This is a genomic window from Ruegeria sp. BF6 (genome assembly GCF_056538665.1).
This window is the reverse complement of record NZ_JBQFTN010000055.1, coordinates 1-597: the sequence shown is the minus strand read 5'-3', so window position 1 is coordinate 597 and position 597 is coordinate 1. Positions and strand designations below refer to the sequence as shown.

At 55.9% G+C, this 597-nt stretch carries 1 pseudogene; it reads left to right on the top strand.

Annotation, left to right across the window (positions count from 1 at the left end):
- Positions 1–86 precede the first annotated feature (86 nt).
- Positions 87–597 (top strand): annotated as a pseudogene (locus ACR0IM_RS24540) (transposase family protein); the annotation flags it as partial.

Genomic DNA, 597 nt, shown 5'->3' with positions numbered 1-597 from the left:
TGAGCCTCCCCAACTGAACTGGTCCACCGTTATGTTTGGAAAACGGAGGGCCAAGGATGGCCAACAAGTGACCGAAGCCCAAAGAGATTGTCTCGAAGTTATGGCAGGTGGAAGTTCTGATGGGGCAAGGCATGTCCCGTTTCGATGCGGTCAGGCGGGTTAGCGTTGTCGAACAAACCTGTTTTTGCGGGCGAAAGAAATACGGCGGAATGGGCGTGGACCAGTTGAAAAAACTGACGCGGCTTCAAAAGGAGAACGAGAGACCGCGACGTGCGGTTTCAGATCTGACGTCAGACAAACTGATCCTGACGGAAACTACACAGGATGAAGGCCGAAAAGAAAATCATCCAGAGGTTGATTTTCAGGCCTGAACGTGCGGCCCTACTTGACCCCGCTCGTCGTCGTGTTTGCAATAACCATGTACGCAACAAGCTGAACGTTTCCGAGAGACGCGCCTGCCGCGTGCTGGGACAAAACCGATCCACGCAACGGAACGTCCCACAAGGTCGCGCAGGCGAAGACCGACCGGTGGCCGCCCTGATCGAGCTGGCCCGTCAATACGGCCGATATGGCTGTCGAAGGATCGCTGCGCTGCCG